Below are 20853 nucleotides of genomic sequence, written 5' to 3'. Positions count from 1 at the left end.
CGGCACCGTCGACCGCTACTCCTTCGGCGGAAGGTTCTCCAGCGCTCCGCAGAGCAGCTCCTCGGCGGCGGCCTTGCGCTCGTCCGGGGAGAGGCCCGCCTCGCTGTCCTCCGCGGGGTCGACGGCCGATTCGAACACCAGGTTCGCCACCCTGGCCCCCGCCATCGCGCGCCGCGTCTCGCCGCCGCCGTCGAAGCCCGAGTGGATCTCCCGGCCGCCGCTGCAGGTCGTCGGCGTCAGCCCGTTGTTCTCCACCATCGACTCGGTGAAGTAGACCTCCGCGGTCTTCTCACCGGTCGCGCGCGAGATCCCGTTGTTCGTCGTGGCGTGCAGCAGGACCGACACCCGGGTGTCGTTGTGCTCCCGGTCGCCGTACTCGATCGGGAAGTGGCACGCGTACTCGGTCACCACCGATCCGGGGATCTCCCACGGGTCGGACTCGTAGACCTGCGACGGGTCGCCGGAGAGCTCGACGCCCTTGTCCTCGTCGACCATCGGGCACACGCCGACCAGCCGCGCGTACCCGTCGTCCCTGTCGAACCAGCCGAGGTAGTACGCTCCGCCGCCCCCGGCCGCCAGGACCAGGACGAGGAGGACGCCGCACCCGATGGCGAGGCAGCCGCCGACCCTGCTCTTCTTCTTCGGCGGCCGGTTCGGCGGCTGGGGCGGGCCGCCCTGCGGCCCGGGGTGCCCGGGAGGTCCGAAGGACCCGGGCGGCGGCCCCTGCGGAGGCCCCTGGGGCGGTGGTCCCTGGGGCGGCAGGGGCGGCTGTGGCCCCTGGGGCCCATGGGGTGGATGTGGTCCGTTCATGACGGACACCTTAGACCAGGAAAACCGACGAAACGGGAGAAATAGGAATGCTCAGCGTGCGCGGCCCGCACCGCGCACGCCCCCTCACGGCACCGGCGCCTCTGAGACGCCCCCGCCCTCCGCGGGGTTCCCCCGCTCCCCCTCCGGCGGGCGCCGCAGCAGGTCCCCGAAGCCGCGCTCCAGCCAGTCGAACGCGTGCCGGGCATTGGCCACCGCGTCCGGGTAGACGTCGTCGGGCGACTCCCCCTCCAGCACCCTCCGGGCGTTCTCCGCCGCGAGCACCTGCTGCGTCGAGTACAGCTGCGTGGCCACGAGGCGCGCCGTGAGACGGGACCCCTTCTCCTCGACGAGCGCCTCCGCCAGGCGCGCCCGCGTCATCTCCATGTACTCCATGTGCCGCACCTGCAGCGCGGGGGTCGCCCTGACCAGCTTCAGCACACGCTTGACGATGGGGTCGTCGCTCAGCCCGAGCAGGGGCTGGCGCTCCTCCAGCGCGGTCATCACGTAGTCGCGCATGGCGTCCAGCGGGGTCTGCCCCGGCTTGCGGCTGCGCACGGCCTCGGCCGGCTCGCCGATGTGGTGGGCCCCGAAGCCGAGGACGAGGTCCTCCTTGACCTCGAAGTAGTTGAACACCGTCTTCTTGGAGACGTCGGCGGCGTCGGCGACCTCGGCCACGGACACGTTGTCGAACCCCCGCTCCTCGAAGAGGTCCAAAGCGGCCAGGCCGAGCGTGACCCGGGTCGCTCGCTTCTTGCGTTCGCGCAGGCTCTGGGGCTTGTCCACGCGGACACTCTACCAAGGCGAAGATTCACCCCGATAAAAAATTACACTCAGGGCAACCCCTCGGCTAGGCTCGGGCCCATGCCGAACCGCTCCCGGACGGCGTCGCCGCCGACGCTCGTCCCCCTCCTGAAGGGCCGCGTGCGGCCCTACGCCCCGCAGATCACCCTCCTGCTCGCCCTGCAGCTCGTCCAGGCCCTGGGGCTGCTGCTCCTGCCCGCGCTCAACGCCGACATCGTCGACCACGGGGTCGTACGCGGCGACACCGGCTACATCCTGCGCCAGGGCGGCCTCATGCTCGCCGCGACGCTGGTGCAGGTGACCGCCGCCGCCGGGGCCGTCTACCTGGGGTCGAAGACGTCCATGGGCCTGGGCCGCGACCTGCGGGCCGCGCTGTTCACCCGGGTGCAGGGGTTCTCGGCCGAGGAGTTCGGGCGCTTCGGCGCCCCTTCGCTGATCACCCGCACCACCAACGACGTCCAGCAGATCCAGATGCTCGTCTTCATGCTGCTGACGCTGCTGGTGACCGCGCCGCTGATGGGCGTCGGGGGGATCGTGATGGCGCTGCGCCAGGACGCCGCCCTGACCTGGGTCCTGGCGGCGGCGATCCCGGTGCTGGTGGTCGCGGTCGCCCTGGTCATCTCCGCGATGACCGGGCCCTCGCAGCTCATGCAGGGCCGCATCGACGAGGTCAACCGGGTGCTGCGCGAGCAGATCACCGGCATCCGGGTGATCCGCGCCTTCGTGCGCGAGCGCGGCGAGCACGAGCGGTTCGGGGCGGCCAACACCGCGCTGACCGGGGTCGCGCGGCGGCTCGGCCACCTGCAGGCCTACTTCGGGGCCTCGGCCATGACCGTGTCGGTGCTGGCCTCCGTCGCCGTCGTCGCGCTCGGAGGGCCGCGCATCGTCGACGGCGACATGCAGGCCGGGGCGATGATCGCGTTCCTGAACTACCTCGCGCAGATCCTCATCGCCGTGATGATGGCGATGTCGGTGTTCGTCCTGGCGCCGCGCGCGCGTGTGGCGGCGGGGCGCATCAAGGAGGTGCTCGACACCGAGCCCGCGATCACCGAGGGCGCGGTCACCGGGCCGGCCGCCGCCGGGCCCGCGCCGCGCGCGGACGCACCGGCGGCATCCCCCTCTCAGGACGACGGGCCGCCGGGACGCCTGGACCTGTCCGGGGTCGTCTTCTCCTACCCGGGCGCCGAGGAGCCGGTCCTGCACGGCGTGGACCTGGCCGTGCGGCCCGGTGAGACGACGGCGGTCATCGGCTCCACGGGGGCGGGGAAGACGACGCTCGTGAAGCTGGTGGCGCGGCTGCTCACCCCCGACGAGGGGTCGGTGCGCATCGACGGCACGGACGTGCGCGACATGGACCGGCGCAGCCTGGCGGAGGCCGTTGGCCTGATCCCCCAGCGGGCCCACCTGTTCTCCGGGACGATCGCCTCGAACCTGCGCTACGGCGACCCCGGCGCCGACGACGAGCGCCTCTGGCAGGCGCTGGAGATCGCCCAGGCCGCCGACTTCGTACGGGGGCTCCCCGACGGGACGGACACCGTGATCGGCCAGGGCGGCACCACCGTCTCCGGGGGCCAGCGCCAGCGCCTGGCCATCGCCCGCGCGCTGGTCGCCCGTCCCCGCATCTACGTCTTCGACGACGCCTTCTCGGCACTGGACACCGCGACCGACGCGGCCGTGCGCGCCGCGCTCGACGAGCACCTCGGCGACACCGCGCGCCTGGTGGTCGCGCAGCGGGTCTCCACGATCCGCTCGGCCGACCGCATCGTCGTCCTCGACGCCGGCCGGGTGGAGGCCGTCGGCACCCACGACGAGCTGGTCGCCTCCAGCGCCACCTATGCCGAGATCGTCGACTCCCAGCTCGTCCCCGAGGAGGCCTCATGAGCATGCAGCAGGCGCCCGGCCAGCGCGCGACCGACTTCGCGGCCACGGGCAAGCGGCTCCTGGCCCGCCTGGGGCGCGAGCGCGGCCCCCTCACCGCGGTGTTCGTCCTGACCGTCTCGGTGACCGGCCTGTCCACGCTCACCCCCATGCTGCTGGGGCGGGCGACCGACGCGTTCCTCGGGTTCGCCCGCGGGGAGGCGGCGTCCCTGTCCCCGGCCTGGTGGATCCTGGGCGCGGTCGCGGCGATGACGGCCGTCGCGGGCGTCGGCCAGGTCCTCCTGGGGCGGGCGACGACCGCGGTCACCCAGCGCGCGGCGTTCCGGCTGCGCGAGGACTCCGAGGCGAAGCTGGCGCGGCTGCCGCTGTCGTACTTCGACGCCCGGCCGCGCGGAGAGGTGCTGTCGCGCGTCACCAACGACATCGACAACCTGGCCCAGACCGCGCAGGGCATCATGACGCGGCTCCTGAGCTCGATGCTCGGGCTCATCGGCGCCGTGGTGATGATGGCGGTGATCTCGCCGCTGCTGGCCCTCGTGGTGCTGGCGACCGTTCCGGTGACGCTGTGGGCGGTGCGCTGGGTGGGCGGGCGCGCCCAGCCGCACTTCAAGCGGCAGTGGGCGGCCACCGGGAACCTGAACGGCCACATCGAGGAGGCCTTCACCGGGCACGAGCTGGTGACCGCGTTCGGCCGCCATGCCGAGTCGGCCCAGGCCTTCCACGAGCACAACTCCGAGCTGTACACCTCGGCGGTCAAGGCACAGTTCGTATCGGGCCTGATGGCCCCGGCCACCACGTTCCTGGGGAACGTCGCCTACGTGCTCGTGGCCGTGGTCGGAGGGCTGCGGGTGGCGTCCGGCGCGCTCACCATCGGGGAGATCCAGGCGTTCATCCAGTACGTCATGCAGTTCAACCAGCCGGTCACGACGCTGGCGTCCACGGCCGGGCAGATCCAGTCGGCCGTCGCCTCGGCCGAGCGGGTGTTCGGGCTGCTCGACGCCGACGAGCAGAGCGCCGACACCGAGGACCCCGCGCAGCCCGAGGAGGACGCCGGACGGGTGGTCTTCAACGGCGCGTCGTTCCGCTACAAGGAGGACGAGCCGCTGATCGAGGACCTGTCCCTCAAGGTGGAGCCCGGCACCACCGTGGCGATCGTCGGCCCCACGGGCGCGGGGAAGACGACACTGGTCAACCTGCTGCTGCGCTTCTACGAGCTGCGGTCGGGCACGATCACCGTGGACGGGGCGGACATCGCGGCCATGACCCGGGCGGACCTGCGGCGGCGCATCGGGATGGTGCTGCAGGACACCTGGCTGTTCGGGGGCACGATCGCCGAGAACATCGCCTACGGCAGGCCGGAGGCGACGCGCGAGGAGGTCGTCGCGGCGGCGCGGGCGGTGCAGGCCGACCACCTCATCCGGACCCTGCCCGAGGGGTACGACACGGTGCTCGACGACGAGGGCGACGGGCTGAGCGCCGGGGAGCGGCAGCTCATCACCATCGCGCGCGCGTTCCTGGTCGAGCCGTCGATCCTGGTGCTGGACGAGGCGACGAGTTCGGTGGACACCCGCACGGAGATGCTGGTGCAGCAGGGCATGGCGACGCTGCGCCAGGGGAGGACGAGCTTCGTGATCGCGCACCGCCTGTCCACGATCCGCGACGCGGACGTGATCCTGGTGATGGAGGAGGGGCGGATCGTGGAGCAGGGGTCGCACAAGGAGCTGCTCAACGCGGGCGGCGCCTATGCGCGGCTGCACCGGGCGCAGTTCGCCGCCATCGCGACCTGAGGCCAAGGGCGCTCCGGTACGATCCGGCCCATGTTCGGCAAGCGCGCTCCGCAGACCCCTGTCCCCCTGACGGCCGAGGCCTTGGAGCGGGTGCGGCTCCTGGTGGCGCAGGGCAAGCAGATCCTTGCGATCAAGGAGCTGCGGGAGGCCACGGGGCTGCCGCTCGCACCGGCCAAGGAGGTCGCCGACGCGCTCAAGGCGGGACGGCCGCTCCCCGGGTACGTCGTCCCGCCGGGGAGCCTGGCCGACCGGGTACGGGAGCTGCGCGACGCGGACCGGATCGCCGACGCGGTGCGGACGGTGGCGGCCGAGACGGGGATGACGGAGACGGAGGCGGCCCGCTTCATCGACGCCCTCTCCTGAGCGCGCCGCCCCGTTGTCCACACCCCTCGAACCCGCTCCCCGCTGTCCTTCCCTTCCGTCCACAGTGCGGTCATGGCACCGCTTCGGACGGATCTGCGCCACGCCCACCGGACCGCCTCCTGCCAGTACGGCCTGATCACGGCCGACCAGGCCCGCGCCTGCGGGCTGTCCCGCACCGACATCCGCCGGCTGTTGGAGGCCCGCCGGTGGCGAACAGCGTTCGCGCTCCCCGGGGTCTACTGCGTCCACCCGTTCCCACCGTTCCCGGCAGCGCGGCGTGCGCCGCTGCTGCCCCTGTTCCGGCACGCACAGGCGGCACAGTTGGCACTCGGCCCGAGGGCGGTCGCATCCGGAACCACCGCCGCACTCCTATGGGGCCTCCGGGGGCTCCAGGGCCTCGGACACCCTCTGCACTTCACCCTCCCCCACCCGCCGAAGGCCGTGAACCCCGCACACATCCGGACGAACACCTGGAGGATCGCCCCGCGAGAGGTGACCGTCCGCCATGGCCTGCGGATCACGGTCCCGGAGCGGACACTGCGGGACGCGGTCCTCCAATCGGACCGGGACACGGCCGTGGCCTTGATGGACTCGGCGGTCCACCTGGGCCTGGTGAGCGCCGACCATCTCCCCGCTTTGGAAGCCGCCAACGCGGGCCGCCCCGGATGCCGGAGGTCACGCGAGTGGTGGCCCCTCAGCGACGGCCGCGCCCAGAACCCCCTGCAAACGAGGATCCGCCTGGCATGCACCGACGCCGGGATCCCACCCGACGACCTGCAGCGGCCGCTCCCCCTCCCCGACGGGAACACGGCCTACGCGCACCTGTGGTGGAACAGTGGCCCCGTGGCCGTAGAGGCCCCGTGGTCCTCTTTGACCCGAGCCGACTGCGCCCGCCACAAGGCGATCCTCGACACCCACCCCGACGCCCACCTCCTCCGCATCAGCCGAAGGGACCTCCCCGACCTGGACGAGGTGGTGAAGACGATCTCCGAGGCCCTGCGGTGAGGCCGGACGTCGCCGACCTCCCGTAAGCCCCACGTTCAGGCGGTCGCCCTACCATGAACCCCATGGGAGATCCCTTGAGCGTCGACGCCGTGCGTGCGGAGATCGATCCCGCTCCCGGTGCGGAGTTGTTTCCGGCGCTCGACTTTGCGGACAGTTCTGTCAGCCTTCCCGGCGGGAAGCGGGTCGACCTGCTCGGGACGCCCAGGGATGCGGCGCGGTGGCTGGTCGAACGCGGCCTCGCGCCGCCGGACACCGTCCTCTATGAGCTGTGCTCCTCGCGCATGCGCGCGCTCCGGGAGCACATCCGTGCCCTCTTCGCCGCCCGCGTCGACGGGCTCCCCGCGCCCGCCGAGGCTCTCGACGCGGTCAACGCCGCCATGACCAAGGTGCCCTCCGCGGCGCTCCTGGCCTGGGACTCCGAGCGCGGCCTCCACCGCTCCGCCGCGCACCCGATCGACCAGGCCGTCGACCACGCCCTCGCGGCGCTCGCCGACAACGCCGCCGAACTGCTCACCTCCCCTGAGGCCGAGCGGCTCGCCGCCTGCGGGTCGCCGCCGTGCGACCGCTACCTCCTCCGCACCCACCCGCGCCGGCACTGGTGCTCGACCCGCTGCGGCGACCGCGCCCGCGCGGCGCGCGCCTACGCCCGCAGGCAGGCGGTCCAGGCGTAGCGGTCCAGGGAGGAGCAGACCAAGGGGGAACGGACCAGGAGGGAGCCGACCAAGGGCAGCGGGCCGGGCATGGCGGGCGCGAACGGCCGAAAGTGGCCGAATCAGGTCACTGGGCCCCCAAGCCGCCCCGTCGCCCTATCATCCCTACGTCAACCGCACCCCCGCACGAGAGTCCCCCGTGGCCCAGACCCCTCCACCGGGCGTCCCCCCGCTCGGACCGAACGATCCCTCCACCACCGGCCCCTTCCGGCTGCTCGGCCGCCTCGGTGCCGGGGGCATGGGGACCGTCTACGCGGCCCTCACCCCGCAGGACCGGCCCGCCGCCGTCAAGGTCGTCCACCGCGAACTCACCGAGGACGCCGACTTCCGGGCGCGCTTCGCCCGCGAGGTCGCGCTGGTGCGCCGCGCGCAGAGCCCCTGCATCCCGCGCTTCCTCGGCGCCGACACCGACGCGGCGCGCCCCTGGCTCGCGACCGAGTACGTCCCCGGCCCCACCCTGCGCGCCCACGTCCGCGACCACGGCCCGCTCCAGGGCGCCCGCCTGCGCGCCTTCGCCGCCGGTGTCGCCGAGGCCCTGCAGGCCCTGCACGGCCTGGGCATCGTCCACCGCGACCTCAAGCCCGGCAACGTCATCCTCGCCCCCACCGGCCCCAAGGTGCTCGACTTCGGCATCGCCCGGGCCCTGGAGGAGACCGCGATCACGGCCACCGGCGGCCTGTTCGGCACCCCCGGCTGGATCGCCCCCGAGCTCTACGCGGGCGCCCCGCCCTCCCCCGCCGCCGACGTCTTCGCCTGGGGCGGGCTCGTCGCCTTCGCCGCGACGGGCAGCGCCCCGTTCGGGTCGGGCCCACCCGACGTCCTGGCCTACCGCGCCATGAGCGAGCCGCCGCAGCTCGACGGCGTCCCCGGCCCACTGGCCGGCCTGGTCTCCGGGGCCCTCGACAAGGCCCCCGAGCGGCGGCCCACCGCCGCCCAAGCGCTGCAGTGGGTGCTCGGCCCTCAGGCGGACCAGCAGCCCCAGGCCACCATCACCCAGGTCCTCACCGAGGAATGGGAGCCGCTGCCGGACCACACGGCGACCGACACGCGCACCTGGCCCACCTACGCCCCGCCGCCGCCCGCGCCCCAGCGCAAGAAGCGGCGCTTCCTCATCCCCGTGGCCGCGGCGTCGGCCGTCGCCCTCGTCGTCGCCGGCGGGTGGGTCGCGGGGAGCATGCTGCGCTCCGAGGGTGACTCCGGGGGACAGGGACAGGAATCCGCGTCCGGTCAGGGCTCGGAGGGCGGCTCCTCGGAGGACGGCTCCGCCGAAGGGCAGGAGGGCCCATCGGGCGCGTCCGACCTCACCATCGAGGACGCCGGCCACGGCGGTCCGGGCCTTGTGGAGGAGGCCCCCGAGCCGACCCGGGACATCGTCTCCGCCGACGTCTCCGTGGAGTCGGACGTCTTCACGGTCCGAACGGGCGAGAACATCGAGGAGAGCTCCATCCTCGCGACGATCGCCATGGACGCGGCGGAACGGACCGACGACGGGGTCCGGTTCACCGGGACGGCCACCTTCGCCCAGGACGAAGGCAGCTTCACCGTGCACGCCGACGACTTCCGCGTCCTCTGGCTCCGCGCGTACCAGGCCACCGCCGAGACGGACCCGGGCGCGGACGCCTACGACTTCTACGGCTCCTACAACGAGTACCCGACCGCCGAAGGCGAACCCCTCGCCGCGGTCACCGCCGAGGCCCCTCAGGCCGAGTTCTCCTTCACCGTGCCCGACGCCCCGCCGGTCGGAGAACTCCACTACTCGATCGATGAAATGGACTTCTGGGGCTTCACCCCGGTCCCGGAGTTCCCGTACTCCATGTGCTTCGACGAGAACGGGGAGGGCTGGGGGCTGACCGTCCTCCACGGCGGCTACATGTGCGACGCCACCCTCGCCTTGGACGGCTCCAGTGACCCCGACCGCGACCCGGCCGACTCGCACACCTGGGCCGAGACCGGGGAGGACACGTGAAGCCGCTCGACTCCGGCGACCCCGAGGCCCTCGGCCCCTACCGGCTCGTCGCCCGGATCGGCGCGGGCGGCATGGGCACCGTCTACGCCGGACGCGCCGCCGACGGCTCCCTCCTCGCCGTCAAGACCGTCCACCCCGAATACGCGAACGACCGCGAGTTCCGCGCGCGCTTCGCCCGCGAGATCGCCCTGGTCCGCCGCGTCCAGAGCCCGTACGTCCCCCGCTTCCACGGCGCCGACCTGGACGCGGCGACACCCTGGCTGGCGACGGAGTACGTCCCCGGCCCCACCCTGCGCGCCCACGTCACCGAGCACGGCCCACTCGACCCCGCACGCCTCGCGGCGTTCGCGTCCGCGTCGGCGGAGGCGCTGCGCGCCATCCACGACGCCGGGGTCGTCCACCGCGACCTCAAACCGGGCAACGTCATCCTCTCCCCCGACGGCCCCAAGGTGCTCGACTTCGGGATCGCGCACATCCCCGAGGAGACCGGCCTCACCCGCACCGGCGGCCTCATCGGCACCCCGGGCTGGACCAGCCCCGAGCGCTACCGGGGCGCCCCCGCCACCGACCGCTCCGACGTCTTCGCCTGGGGCGGCCTCGTCGCCTACGCGGGCACCGGCCGCCCCCCGTTCGGCACCGGCAACCCCGCCGTGCTCGCGCACCGGGTGGCCCGGGCCGACCCCGACCTGGACGGCCTGCCGCCCGCCTTCAAGGGCCTCGTCCTCCCGGCGCTCCACAAGTCGCCGGAGCAGAGGCCGGCCGCCGCCGACGCGCTCCGCGCCTCGCTGCGCCTGTCCTCCCCCGAACGGCAGTCGGCCGCGGACGACGACACCGCCCTGACCACGGTGCTCGTCACCGAGGCGTGGACCGGGTTCGACTCCGCGCCCCCACCGCGGATACCGACCGCGAGGCCGCGACGCCTCCGGCGCCCGCTGCTCCTCGGTGCGGCGGCGACGGCCGCCCTCGTCCTCGGATCGGCGGGGACCTGGGTGGCCTCCTCCGTGCTGCTGGACGGTCCCCCGGGGGCGCAGGCCGAGCAGGGCGGGGAGACGCCCGCCCCGACCGGCTCCGACGCGGCCGCCGGGGAGGGCGGGGAAGGCGGGGACGACGGAGGAGGAGGCGGCGCCGACGGGAACGGGGGCGGGGACACCGCCGCCTGGCCGCCGCCGGAAGCGACCGCGGAGGGCGATAACGCCGGGTTCAGCGCGTCCGTCGAAGTCGGGCCCGAGGACAGCGCCCCGGAGAGCGTCGAGGGCGCGTGGGACGAGCCCGCCCGCTTCCTCACCGCCCAATCGTCCATCGAGTACGCCTATCTCGACGTCCTCAAGGCCGAGCGCACCGGCGACGGGCTCACCTTCACCGTCGTCAGGTCCGGCCGGGGCGCCCTGTCGCAGGCCCCGGCCTCGTTCGGCGTCGCCGTCCGCGACGCCTCCCTCCGGCCGGAGCCGCCCTACGCCTCCGACATCGGGCAGAAGCCGGACGGCACCCCCGAACGGATCGAGGTCACCTTCGCCGACGCCCCCGAACAAGGGCTGCTGACGCTCTCCGACCCCGCGTTCCGCGAGGACATCACCGGCTTCCCCGCCGTCGGGCTCTGCTACGACGCCCCCGGCCGGACCTTCTCCACCGACTACGCGGACTGCACGTAGCGGCCCGCTCCTGGATCCCGTCCGGAGTTCGGCGACACCCCGCCGCGTAGGCGCCCCCTCGTCGATGATCTCGACGGAAGTGCTGTCATCCCGGCGAATTCGGCAGCGCTTTCGTCGAGATCAACGCCTGAGAAGCCGGGTCAGGGGGAACTCCGGACAGGACCTAGGGAAGCGGCACCCGGTCCCAGTCGGTGTCCGAGGCCAGTGGGAACGACGGGTACGCCGGCTGGTTGTACGCGGTCTGTTGGGCGGCCACGCCGACGCGGTACTGCGGGTCGTGCATGAGCGTGTACAGCTTCCGGTCGGTCACCTCGGTGCTGGTGTAGATCCGCAGCGCCGAGCTGTCCTCCGTCCGCACCAGCAGCTCCTCCCGCCAGTCGCCGACGATGTCGGCCACCAGCGACGGGTTGCCCTTGGTCCCGTTGTTGGTCAGCGTCCCCTCGGCGGTGAGCAGCGTCCCCCGCCCCCAGTCCTCGATGCGGGGAGGCTCCGCGCCGTCGTCCGTGGCCCTGCCCTCGACGACCTGGGTTGTCATGTCCGCGGCCCAGCGGATGCTCATGTTCGTCCCCGGGGTCTCCTCCCCGAGGTACTCGCCGTCCGCGCTCCACAGCCCCGTCCGGTCGCCGTCGAAGCTGACCGACGACCACGCCTCCACGCCGGGCACGTCCGGGTCGACATCACCGACCATGCCGCGGCCGGTGTCCGCCCCGGTGCGGCCGCCGAAGAGGACCTCCCCGGTCGCCGCGTCGCGCATCACATACCCGTACGGGGCCGAGGTGTCCTCGTGCACGGTCCAGATCTCCAGGCCGTCCCGGCTCTGGTCGAAGTCGCCCACGTGCATCGCGTCGCCGTGCCCGAACTTCACCCCGTCCTCGGTCGAGGAGTAGAGCAGCGACCCGTCGTCGTCCAGGGTCGCCGCGCCGTAGACGATCTCCTGCCGCCCGTCGCCGTCGACGTCGGCCGCGCTCAGGGAGTGGAAGCCCTGGCTCGCCAGCGCGCCCATCTCGGGGTCGGACCCGTCCTTGCCGTGCGGGGCGTCGTCGAACGGATTGTCCATGGGCACGTGGCCACTGTCGGCGAGCCAGCGCTTGCGGATCTTCTTGCCGTCGAAGTCGTAGGCGGCCACGGTCGCTCGCGTGTAGTAGCCGCGGGCGAAGACCGCCGACGGGTTCTCCCCGTCCAGGTAGGCCACGCCGGACAGGAACCGGTCGACCCGGTTCCCGGGCTCGATCCGCGACATCGCGTAGTCGCCCCACAGGAGCCCGTCGTCGCCCCGGCCGGGCTCGTAGCGGACGGTGTCCAGCTCCTTGCCCGATGCGCCGTCGAACACGGTCAGGTACTCGGGCCCGTCCAGCACGAACCCTTCGAACGACCGCAGGTCGTTGCGCTCGCTGCGCGAGGGGGCGTAGTCGTCGATGAAGTGGTCCGCGAGGGCCTCGGCGTCCCCGCGCTCCAGCGGGTAGTCGTACCGGGGCTCCTCCCCCATCGCCTCCTCCACCGTCGCGGGCCAGTCCCCGCCCCGCACCTCGGGGTGGTCGTGCCAGCCGAGGAAGGTCTCCGCGAGGCGGTCGCGGTACTCCTCGGCGCTCAACCGGTAGTCGTCCTCGTGCGAGTACCCGGCCTTGCGGTCCTTCTTCGGCAGGGTGATGAAGTCCGACCCGGTCCGGCGGCCGTCCTCGCCGTACGACAGCGTCCTGGTCCCGGGGGCGGTCTTGAGCATGATCTCGGACCGGCCGTCGCCGTCCAGGTCGTAGACGGTGAACTGCGTGTAGTGGGCGCCGGCGCGGATGTTCACGCCGAGGTCGATGCGGTGGAGCAGCTCGCCGTCGAGCGTGTAGGTGTCGACGTAGACGGGGCCGGTGTAGCCCTTCTGCGAGACGTCCTTGGAGTTGGTGGGGTCCCACTTGACGACGACCTCGTACCGTCCGTCGCCGTCCACGTCGCCGACGGAGGCGTCGTTGGCGGTGTACCCGTACTCCTCCCCGGCGGGGGTGGTCCCGCCCTCGGGTGTGCGCAGCGGGATCTCGCCGTGGCCGTCGGCCCAGGAGGCGGCCTCCCCCACGGGCCCACCCGCGCCGGCCGCTCCACCCGCACCGGCCGCACCGTCGGCTCCGGCTGGCGCGACGGAGTAGGTGGCGCCGGGGGCACCGCCCTCATCCAGGTAGTTGGTGCTGTCCTCGACGGTGGCGATCCGCTCCCCGTCCCGGAACACGTCGAACGCTGGGCCCACCATGCCCGCACCGCCGTGCCCGGTGACCTCGTCGCCGAGCAGCCGCCAACTCAGGAAAACGCCTTCCGACGTGGCGACCGCGACGGCGCCGCGGTCGAGCGCCTCCAACCGCGGCCCGGACCACCCCCCGGACCCCGGTCCCGGCGGCTCCGGCGCGGCGGCCGCCACCCCGGAACCTCCCAGCACCACCAGTGCGGACACCCCGCCGGCCAGGCCGACGAGCCCTCGGGACACCCACGCCCTGCAGGTCACGGGCGCACCTCCCTCTCACGACACAAGGAGGGCACACCCTAGCTGGAAAGCGCTTGCTCGCCAAGGGGTGCCCGAAGGCGCCCCAGGCCACCGCGGCCGTGGGCCCCGAGGCCCCCACCCGGCCCTCACTCCAGCCGCGCGAGCTCCTCGTCCGACAGCTCCAGCCCCGGCGCCTTCGCCGAGTCGCGGATCGACGCCGGGCGGCCCGCCCCCGGGATCGGGACCACCACCGGGGACCGCGCGAGCAGCCAGGCCAGGGCAACCTGCTGCGGGCTGACCCCGCGCTCGGACGCGACCTCGTGGAAGGCCGTGCCCTCGGAGACCGGCCCCGACGCCCCCTCAAGGGAGCTGCGGGAGATGCCGCCCAGAGGGCTCCAGGGGAGGAACGCCAGCCCCAGGCGCTCGCACAGCCGCAGCTCCGCCTCGCTGTCGCGCACCGCGGGCGAGTAGCGGTTCTGCACGGACACCAGCCCGTCACCGAGGATCCCGCGCGCCTCGGTGATCTGGTCCGTGGTCACGTTCGAGATGCCCGCCGCCCGGATGGTCCCGGCGTCGAGGAGGTCCCGCAGCGCCCCCACGGACTCCGCCCACGGCACCTCGGGGTCGGGCTTGTGCAGCTGGTAGAGGCCGATCGCGTCGGTCCCCAGGCGCTTGAGGGACGCCTCCGCCGCGCGCTTGAGGTGGTCGGGCGTGCCGGTGACCGTCCAGCTCCCGTCGCCCGGCCGCCCGCGTCCCCCCTTGGTCGCCACCAGGACGCCGGAGGTGTCGCCCCAGTAGCGCGCGAGGGCACGCGCCACGAGGAGCTCGTTGTGCCCCGTCTCCCCGGCGTGCCAGTGGTAGCTGTCAGCGGTGTCGATGAGTGTGACCCCCGCGTCCAGAGCGGCGTGGACGGTGGCGACGGCGCGCTTCTCGTCCGGCCGGTTCTCGATGGACAGCGGCATCGCCCCCAGGCCGATGGCGCTGACGGCCTGCTGTCCGATGGTGCGGTAGCGCATGAGGTTCCTTCAGATCTTTCAAGCGGCTCAGACGGCGAGACTGCGAGGTCAGACGGCGGAGAAGGTGGCGGAGTAGACCCCGACCGCCTCGGCGACGGCACCGGGCAGCCAGTCGTCGATGTGCGAGAACGAGAACCCCAGCCTCTTCGCGCGCGCGTTGCTCATCGCGAAGTGCAGATCGAAGGAGAACGGCGACGCCTCCTCCCCTGGGGGCACGACCCTGTACACGGGCTCCCGCCCCACCTGGGCGCCGATGGCGGCGCCGAGACCGCGCGCGTCGAGCGTCCCGTCGGAGCAGGCGTTGACCGGCCCGGTGAAGTCGGCGGCGGTCGCCGCCCACACCATCTGCTCGGCCATCTCCTCGTAGTGGATGAAGACCGAGGGCAGCGCCCCGTCGTGCACGGCGACCTCTTCGCCCCGGGCGATGCGCTCCACGTAGTGCGCCAGGCGCCCCGTGAACTCCTGCGCGCCGCCGCCCAGGACGTGGGCGCAGCGCACGGACGCGAACGCGAACCCGCCGGCATGGCTGAGGACGGCCTCGCTCTGCCGCTTGCCCTCCCCGTAGTGCGGCTCCAGGTAGGCCATGTCGTGCCAGGGGCGGTCGGGGTGCACCGGCCAGGTGGCGAGGTCGACGGCGTCCTCCCGAACGGGCTCGCCTTCAGAGAAGGCGGGGACCGCCCCGCTCGCCGGGTTGTACACCTCGATCGTGGAGGCCATGACGTAGCGGCGGGTGCGGCCGCCGAACACGCGCGCTGCGATCGCGGCCTGCACGGGCGTGTAGCAGACCTGGTCGATCACGGCGTCGAAGGCGCGCTCCCCGAGCGCCGCGGCGAGCGCCCGCTCGTCGTTCCGGTCGGCGACGACGTGCCCGGCCCCGGCGGGCGGTGCCGTCGACCCCCGGTTCACCACGGTGACCCGGTGCCCGGCGCCGAGCAGGCGCTCCACCGTGAGCTTGCCGAAGTAGCGGCTTCCGCCGATGACGCAGATCTCTTGCATGGGTCCAGCATCACGGCCTAGCGTCCTCAGCAGAAGTGCCCGCTCACTGGTCACGTATTAAGGAGAACTGTTGATCGATGTCCATCGCCTGCGCGTGCTGCGGGCCGTGGCCGAGCACGGCAGCTTCAACCGGGCGGCGTCCGCGCTGCGGCTCACCCCCTCCGCGGTGTCCCAGCACGTGGCCGCGCTGGAGCGGAGCCTGGGCGCACAGGTGGTGGCGCGCAGCACGCGCGGGGTCACGCTGACCCGGGCGGGCCGGGTCATGGTGGGCGCCGCCGAGTCGGTCGCCGCGGAGCTGGAGCACGCCCGGCGACAGGTCGACCGGCTGGCCGGGGGCCGCACCCGGATCACCGTCGCCACCTTCACCAGCGGCGGGCGCCTGCTGCTGCCGGGCGCGCTGGCGCGGCTCACCGCCGCCCACCCCGACGCCGAGGTGCACATCCGCGAGGCCGAGCCGGAGGCGAGCCTGCCGCTGGTCCGGCAGGGCGCGGTGGACGCGGCGCTCGCCTACCGCTTCGACGGCCCACTGCCCGGCCGGGTCGGGGCGGACCACGGACTGGAGTGGACGGGGCTGATGGAGGACCCGCTGCACGTCGTGCTGCCCGAGGGGCACCCGCTGGCCGGCCGCGGCGCGCTGGACCCGGCCGAGCTGGCGGGCGAGCCGTGGGTGCTGGGGTGCCTGAAGACCGAGGCCTTCCTTCGCCGCTACGCCGCGCAGGCCGGGTTCGAACCGGAGATCCGGGGATCGACCACGGACTACTTCTTCGCGCGATCTCTGGTGGCCGCGGGCATGGGGATCTCGCTGGTGCCGTCCATCGCGCTCACCCCGGACATCCCGGGCCTGTGCACGGTCCCGATCGCGGAACCCGCGCCCGCCCGCCACTTCGGCGTCGCCGCGCTGGCCCACATCGACCTCCCCCACGTGCGGACCCTCGTGCACGCCCTGCAGGAGGAGGCCGCCCGTACGCACGGTGAACGCGCCCGGCATACTGTCGGGGATGAGTGATCATGTGCGCCTCGACGTCGACGGCCCGGTGGCGGCTCTGACCTTCGACCGGCCCTCCAAGCGCAACGCCATGACCGTGGACATGTGGACGTCGATCCCGCAGCTGCTGAGCAAGGCGGCCGACGACACGGGCGTCAAGGTCCTGGTGCTGCGCGGCGGCGCGCACTTCTCGGCGGGGGCCGACATCGGCGAGCTGGCCGCGCTCCGGAGCCCGGCCGACGGGCGCCGCTTCAACGCGATCACCGACGCCGCCGAGGCTGCCGTCGCGTCGTTCCCCAAGCCGACCATCGCCGCGGTGCGCGGGTTCTGCATCGGCGGCGGGTGCGAGCTGGCGGTGGCCTGCGACATGCGCATCGCCGCCCGGGACGCGCGGATGGCGATCACCCCGGCCAAGCTCGGCGTGGTCTACACCCACCGGCCCACCAAGCGGCTCGCGGACCTGGTGGGGCCGGCGTGGGCGAAGCAGATCCTGTTCACCGGCGAGCAGCTCGACGCCGGGCAGGCGCTGCGCATCGGCCTGGTGAACGAGGTCGCCGACGACCTCGACGCCCGCGTCGCCGAGCTGGCGGGGACCATCGCCGAGCGCTCCCAGGTGACGGTGCGCGCGGTGAAGGCGATCGTGAACCGGATCCAGGACGGCGCCGACGACGAGGACGACGAGGTGCGCGGGCTGTACGACCACGGGTACGCGAGCCCCGACTTCGCCGAGGGCGTCGCCGCCTTCACGGAGAAGCGCCGCCCCGAGTTCCGCTCCCCGCGTTGATCTCGGGAAAAACGCCTCTACAAGGGCGGTCTTAGCGTCCGTTCTCCCGAGATCAACAGTAGGTCCGCTCGCCTATCCGTGCGACCTGTCAAGGGGGCCGGCTCCTGTCGCGGCGACCGACAGCTCCCAGAGCCGGGACGCCGCCTCAGGGTCGAGGGCGTACTCCCGCACGCAGCCGTCGTCCATCGGCCCGTCCGCGTCCACGACGCGGGCGACGTCGCAGTCCTCCAGGTACAGACCGCCGCGCCCCTTGAGGAGCGGTGACGTCGCCGCCCAAAGGCCCGTGGCGGCGCCCTGGGACGGCGTCTTGAAGTCGGCGCCGATGACGTTGCCGTGCTCGTCGATCCAGCCGCGCTCGATCTGTTCCTCACGGGTCATCTCCCGCTGGAGCCCGGTGATGATCTTTCCGGGGTGCAGGGCGAAGGCGCGCACACCGTCGTCACGGCCCAGGGCGTCCATGTGCACGGCGAACAGGACGTTGGCGGTCTTGGACTGGCCATAGGCGAGCCACTTGTCGTAGCCGGTGCGGAAGTGCGGGTCGTGCCAGCGGATGCCGGTCAGGGCGTGTCCGGCCGAGCTGTTGAGGACGACGCGCGCGCCACCGGCGGCGGCGAGCAGCGGGTAGAGCTCGCAGGCCAGGGCGAAGTGCCCGAAGTGGTTGGCGGCGAGCTGCCCCTCCCAGCCGGGGCCGACGCGCCGCTCCGGAGTGGCCATGACCCCGGCGACGGCCATGAGGAGGTCGACCCGGTCCACGGCCGCGCGGATCCCTTCGGCGGCGGCGCGCACGCTCCCGAGGTCGGCCAGGTCCATGGGGACGACGTCGCAGGAGTCCAGGCCCTTCAGGGCGGCACGGGCGGCCTCAGGGCGTCGGGCGGGCACGATCACGTGGGCCCCGGCGGCCGCCAGGGCGCGTGCGGTCACCATGCCGAGCCCGGAGGAGCCGCCGGTGACGACGGCCGTGGTGCCGGTGAGGTCGAGGCCGGAGAGGACGTCGTCGGCGGTGGAGGACGCGGAGAAGGGCGAGCCGAGGGGCCGCTGGTGTTCATTCATGGCGAGGACCTTAGGAACTAGAGCGCACTCTAGATCAACCCCTAGGATCGCCCCATGCCTCCGATGCCTTCGTCGCGGCCCCGCCCCGCCTCACTGACCATCGGCGAGACGGCCCACAGGACCGGCTTGAGCGTGCACGCGCTGCGCTTCTATGAGCGCGAGGGCCTGCTGGTCGGGCCGGTCGAGCGCACGGCGGGAGGACGGCGTCGGTACGCCGAGGCCGACGTCGAGTGGCTGCGCATCTGCGTCAAGCTGCGCGAGTCCGGGATGCCGCTGGCCGACCTCAAGCACTTCGCCGAACTGGTCCGACGGGGGCCGGGGAACGAGGCCGAGCGCCTCGAACTCCTGGACGCCCACCAGCGCAGGGTCGAGGCGCAGATCCGGGCCTTGGAGGAGTGCCGGTCGGTGATCGCGTGGAAGGTCGGGGTCTACGCCGACCACGTCGCGCGCGGGAAGGCGGAGGGGTTGTGGGATCCGACGGGTCCGCAATAATCGCCGGCATGACCGATCCCGCGCTGACGACGCTCACGGACCTGGTGCCCCCTCCCGCCTCCCCTTACCTCGGTGAGAACGGTTGGGAGGCCGTCTTCAAGGAGATGGGCACCCGCCTGCCGAGCGGATACATGGAATTCATCGAGCGCTACGGCGCAGGAGCGTGGGCCGGTTGGCTGCGCTTCCCGCCGCCCGGCCGCTCGGGTCGGCACGGCATGCCGGAGACGTCCGCGCGGGCCCGCGACGGCTACCGCCTCCTGCGCGAGGACGACGACGAGGACGAGTTCCCCCTCCCGGTCTGGCCGGAACCGGGCGGCCTGCTGCCGTTCGCCGACACCGCCCACGGCGACCACCTGGGCTGGCTGGCCGAGGGCGACGACCCCGACCGCTGGCCCCTGGTGTTCTGGCCCCGCCACAACGACCAGGGCCCACCGCTGACGTGCACCCTGGCCGAGGCGGTGTACGCCCTGCTGATAGGCGACCACGAGAAGCTCGGCTTCCCACCCCCGGAAGCGGACCCCGACGCCCCCCAGGAGAGGTCCCCCGACTTCGAACCGTTCACAGCGGCCAGGTACGACCACCACGAATAAGGAACCTCGGCCACAGACCCCGTCCACCTGTGGCCGCCCCGTTGACGCCCCGATGCACGCCTCGGAACCCTTGTCCCATGAGCGCCGATCTCGACATCTGGGGCCGCCCTCTGGCCGAACTCCCCGACTGGCAGCTCCGCGAGGACGCGCGCGCCATGATCTCCGACGCCTTCACCCTGGCGAACGCCCTCGCCGCGGACCCGCTCACCCATCTGGCGGCCCGAAGGCGGATCCCTTTCCTCGACAGGGACGCGCTGCTCGCGACGGTGAAGGACTACACCGGAATCTGCGGCGGGTTGAGACGCCGATTTGCCTCCGAGGAGGAGCGGGCGGGCTCGGCCGACCGGCGGCTTGCGGGGCAGGACGCGCTGCAGCAGGCCCTCGACCAGCGCCTCCGCGACCTGACGCCGCCCTGTGCCCCCGACCGCCCGAACGGCGCCGCGCCCCGCGCCTTGATCCTCGGCGGCCAGCCCGGGTCTGGAAAGACGCTCATGCAGGACGTCGTCCGCCTGAGCTTCCCTGAATACACCGCCGTCTATGACGGCGACGACAACGCGCTCTTCCACCCGGACTTCCAGCGGATCGTCCGCCATGACCCCCACAACGGCCATGGGACGGCGGCGGACGAACTCCCCGAGGACTTCCATTCCCGTTGCCTGGACCACTTGAGCGCCGGTGAGACCAAGTACGACGTCATCGCCAGCCATCCGCTGGGAAGGCGGGAATGGGCCGATTCCTGGGTCGAAGGGTTCAAACGGCACGGGTACCACGTCACCGTCGCCATCGTCTCGGCGAACGCCGCCGACAGCCGCCTCGGCATCCTGCACCGCTACCAGCGCCAACGGGACCGTGAAGGCTATGCCCGATGGGTTCCCCCCGAACTCCATGACGAGTTCCACGAGAACATCCCCGCGGTCGCCGAACACCTCGAGGCATCGCCGAACGTAGACGTGCTGTACATCATCGACCGCGACGGCCTCGTCATCTACAACAGCGAGCGCCCCGAGCGCTGAGCGGCCGCGTCACACATCTCCGGCGCCGGTCGTCTTCTCGGTGACGGGTTCTGTGATGGACAGGGCCCGAATACCAGAGGAGGCATCATGGACCTCGCGTTGTGGATCGCCGCTGTTTTCCTGGCTCTCGTCTTCGGGGTCGGAGGTGCGGCCAAGGTCGTCGTCCCCAAAGAGAAGATCGCCGCGTTCAAGTTCGCCGGGTGGGTCGAGGACTGGAGTCCCGCCGCCGTCCGGGGGATCGGCGGGCTCGAAGTCCTCGCCGCCATCGGTCTCGTGCTGCCCCCGCTGGTGGGCATCGGCACCGTGTTCGTCCCCCTGGCCGCCATCGGGATCGTCCTCGTCATGGTCGGCGCGATCTTCGTACACGCGCGCCGCCGCGAGCCGCTGAACATCGCGGGCAACCTCCTCTACCTCGCGGTGGCGGCCTTCGTGGCCTGGGGCCGTTTCGGACCCGAGTCCTTCATGGGGTGAGCGGCGTAGGAGCACGGCAGCGCCCC

At 72.9% G+C, this 20853-nt stretch carries 19 protein-coding genes; 13 read left to right on the top strand and 6 right to left on the bottom strand.

From position 1 onward, the window contains the following. Nucleotides 1–15: 15 nt before the first annotated feature. A complete protein-coding gene (locus tag O4J56_RS02490) occupies nucleotides 16–810 on the bottom strand; it encodes a hypothetical protein (RefSeq protein WP_270683401.1) in 795 nt (264 codons plus the stop codon). 84 nt (nucleotides 811–894) lie between these two features. Continuing rightward, nucleotides 895–1593, bottom strand: a complete 699-nt coding sequence (locus O4J56_RS02485) for a TetR/AcrR family transcriptional regulator (RefSeq protein WP_270683400.1) — start codon at nucleotides 1591–1593, stop codon at nucleotides 895–897. Nucleotides 1594–1671: 78 nt separating this feature from the next. On the opposite strand from O4J56_RS02485, the gene O4J56_RS02480 reads away from it, so the two are divergent. From O4J56_RS02480 to O4J56_RS02450, 7 genes are all read left to right on the top strand, one after another. Continuing rightward, the gene (locus O4J56_RS02480) at nucleotides 1672–3492 is read left to right on the top strand and encodes an ABC transporter ATP-binding protein (protein ID WP_270683399.1); all 1821 of its coding nucleotides are present in this window, start codon (nucleotides 1672–1674) and stop codon (nucleotides 3490–3492) included. Further along, nucleotides 3489–5276 (top strand): ABC transporter ATP-binding protein, encoded by a 1788-nt coding sequence (locus O4J56_RS02475; RefSeq protein WP_270683398.1) that lies wholly within the window; start codon nucleotides 3489–3491, stop codon nucleotides 5274–5276. Before O4J56_RS02480 ends, O4J56_RS02475 begins: the two co-directional genes overlap by 4 nt. A gap of 30 nt (nucleotides 5277–5306) precedes the next feature. Beyond that, a complete protein-coding gene (locus O4J56_RS02470) occupies nucleotides 5307–5639 on the top strand; it encodes a 50S ribosomal protein L7/L12 (protein WP_270683397.1) in 333 nt (110 codons plus the stop codon). Between the two features lie 72 nt (nucleotides 5640–5711). Further along, nucleotides 5712–6644 carry a type IV toxin-antitoxin system AbiEi family antitoxin domain-containing protein gene (locus tag O4J56_RS02465; RefSeq protein ID WP_270683396.1) on the top strand — a complete coding sequence of 311 codons (933 nt, stop codon included), beginning with the start codon at nucleotides 5712–5714 and terminating at the stop codon, nucleotides 6642–6644. Between the two features lie 62 nt (nucleotides 6645–6706). Continuing rightward, nucleotides 6707–7315 (top strand): CGNR zinc finger domain-containing protein, encoded by a 609-nt coding sequence (locus tag O4J56_RS02460; RefSeq protein ID WP_270683395.1) that lies wholly within the window; start codon nucleotides 6707–6709, stop codon nucleotides 7313–7315. A 178-nt stretch (nucleotides 7316–7493) separates the two neighbouring features. Then, on the top strand, nucleotides 7494–9320 hold the full coding sequence (locus O4J56_RS02455; protein WP_270683394.1) for a serine/threonine-protein kinase: 1827 nt from the start codon (nucleotides 7494–7496) through the stop codon (nucleotides 9318–9320). Beyond that, entirely contained in the window at nucleotides 9317–10969 is a 1653-nt protein-coding gene (locus tag O4J56_RS02450; protein ID WP_270683393.1) for a serine/threonine-protein kinase, read from the top strand. Before O4J56_RS02455 ends, O4J56_RS02450 begins: the two co-directional genes overlap by 4 nt. 163 nt (nucleotides 10970–11132) lie before the next feature. On the opposite strand, the gene O4J56_RS02445 is transcribed toward O4J56_RS02450, so the two are convergent. The 3 genes from O4J56_RS02445 to O4J56_RS02435 form a co-directional block, all read right to left on the bottom strand. Then, nucleotides 11133–13451, bottom strand: a complete 2319-nt coding sequence (locus O4J56_RS02445; protein ID WP_456299791.1) for a rhamnogalacturonan lyase — start codon at nucleotides 13449–13451, stop codon at nucleotides 11133–11135. Between the two features lie 125 nt (nucleotides 13452–13576). Further along, nucleotides 13577–14446: an aldo/keto reductase gene (locus tag O4J56_RS02440; protein ID WP_270683392.1), complete on the bottom strand. Its 870-nt coding sequence runs from the start codon at nucleotides 14444–14446 to the stop codon at nucleotides 13577–13579. Nucleotides 14447–14494: 48 nt separating this feature from the next. Next, the gene (locus O4J56_RS02435; RefSeq protein ID WP_270683391.1) at nucleotides 14495–15442 is read right to left on the bottom strand and encodes an NAD-dependent epimerase/dehydratase family protein; all 948 of its coding nucleotides are present in this window, start codon (nucleotides 15440–15442) and stop codon (nucleotides 14495–14497) included. A gap of 70 nt (nucleotides 15443–15512) precedes the next feature. Between O4J56_RS02435 and O4J56_RS02430 the strand changes: the two genes are divergently transcribed. Then, the gene (locus O4J56_RS02430) at nucleotides 15513–16448 is read left to right on the top strand and encodes a LysR family transcriptional regulator (protein WP_270683390.1); all 936 of its coding nucleotides are present in this window, start codon (nucleotides 15513–15515) and stop codon (nucleotides 16446–16448) included. Further along, entirely contained in the window at nucleotides 16441–17211 is a 771-nt protein-coding gene (locus tag O4J56_RS02425; protein WP_270683389.1) for an enoyl-CoA hydratase/isomerase family protein, read from the top strand. Before O4J56_RS02430 ends, O4J56_RS02425 begins: the two co-directional genes overlap by 8 nt. 72 nt (nucleotides 17212–17283) lie before the next feature. Here the strand turns inward: O4J56_RS02425 and O4J56_RS02420 are convergent, their stop codons facing one another. After that, on the bottom strand, nucleotides 17284–18261 hold the full coding sequence (locus tag O4J56_RS02420) for an oxidoreductase (protein ID WP_270683388.1): 978 nt from the start codon (nucleotides 18259–18261) through the stop codon (nucleotides 17284–17286). Nucleotides 18262–18315: 54 nt separating this feature from the next. Between O4J56_RS02420 and O4J56_RS02415 the strand changes: the two genes are divergently transcribed. From O4J56_RS02415 to O4J56_RS02400, 4 genes are all read left to right on the top strand, one after another. Next, nucleotides 18316–18753: a MerR family transcriptional regulator gene (locus O4J56_RS02415; protein ID WP_270683387.1), complete on the top strand. Its 438-nt coding sequence runs from the start codon at nucleotides 18316–18318 to the stop codon at nucleotides 18751–18753. A gap of 8 nt (nucleotides 18754–18761) precedes the next feature. Further along, on the top strand, nucleotides 18762–19343 hold the full coding sequence (locus O4J56_RS02410) for an SMI1/KNR4 family protein (RefSeq protein ID WP_270683386.1): 582 nt from the start codon (nucleotides 18762–18764) through the stop codon (nucleotides 19341–19343). A 77-nt stretch (nucleotides 19344–19420) separates the two neighbouring features. Next, entirely contained in the window at nucleotides 19421–20356 is a 936-nt protein-coding gene (locus O4J56_RS02405) for a zeta toxin family protein (protein WP_270683385.1), read from the top strand. 87 nt (nucleotides 20357–20443) lie between these two features. Beyond that, nucleotides 20444–20827 carry a DoxX family protein gene (locus tag O4J56_RS02400; protein WP_270683384.1) on the top strand — a complete coding sequence of 128 codons (384 nt, stop codon included), beginning with the start codon at nucleotides 20444–20446 and terminating at the stop codon, nucleotides 20825–20827. The last annotated feature ends 26 nt before the right edge of the window (nucleotides 20828–20853 follow it).

The organism is Nocardiopsis endophytica (assembly GCF_027706725.1).
Lineage (GTDB): Bacteria > Actinomycetota > Actinomycetes > Streptosporangiales > Streptosporangiaceae > Nocardiopsis_A > Nocardiopsis_A endophytica.
The sequence above is the reverse complement of the archived record's forward strand: the minus strand, read 5'-3'. Positions and strand labels throughout refer to the sequence as shown.